This window comes from Pseudoalteromonas sp. S554 (assembly GCF_005930865.1).
Lineage (GTDB): Bacteria > Pseudomonadota > Gammaproteobacteria > Enterobacterales > Alteromonadaceae > Pseudoalteromonas > Pseudoalteromonas marina.
In genome coordinates this window covers 1-599 of record NZ_PNDV01000159.1, presented here as the reverse complement: position 1 = coordinate 599, position 599 = coordinate 1, and the positions used below count along the sequence as shown (strand labels likewise).

At 43.1% G+C, this 599-nt stretch carries 1 protein-coding gene; it reads left to right on the top strand.

Features of this window, described 5'->3' with window-relative positions; all coding sequences use genetic code 11:
* On the top strand, window positions 1-319 hold a 319-nt coding region (locus CWB65_RS19460), incomplete at its 5' end, for a transposase (protein ID WP_138741285.1).
* Window positions 320-599: the final 280 nt, after the last annotated feature.

Sequence of the window (599 nt, the reverse complement as noted above, 5' to 3'; positions counted from 1 at the left end):
GGACATTAATCGCTTTTCAAGCGTACAAAAGTTCGCTTCATATAGTCGGTTAGTCAAATGTAAAGCAGAGTCTGCCGGCAAAACCTATGGCACCCAAGGCAACAAAATTGGCAATGCACATCTAAAATGGGCGTTCTCCGAAGCCGCTGTATTGCTGCTGCGTCACAATCACAACGCCAACAAATACCTCGAAAAACTACAAAAACGAATGAGTAAAGCCAAAGCACTGTCAGCGCTTGCGCATAAGCTTGGTCGCTGTGTTTATTATATGCTTAAAAAAGAGACGGTATTCGATGAAGCAAAATTCTTAAAGAGTTAGTCACGGTATTGAGTGAGCTGAACATCTAACTGGATATAAGGCTGAGCATCAATCAATTGGGTGAGTTAATAACCAACAAGGTTTAACCTGATTATATGCCTACAGACCTAAGCCACTTGTCTTGATTAGACGCTCAGTACGCGTGCATTAATACAATAAACAAAGTCGCTTACACCTGACTTGAGCCTGAAACTAACTGGATCATAATGATGAAACCAGCCGCCTTGAATAGTGCCATGATGAGGTTACCCTAGGAAGGTCAAGTGCCCCAGCCACCCAC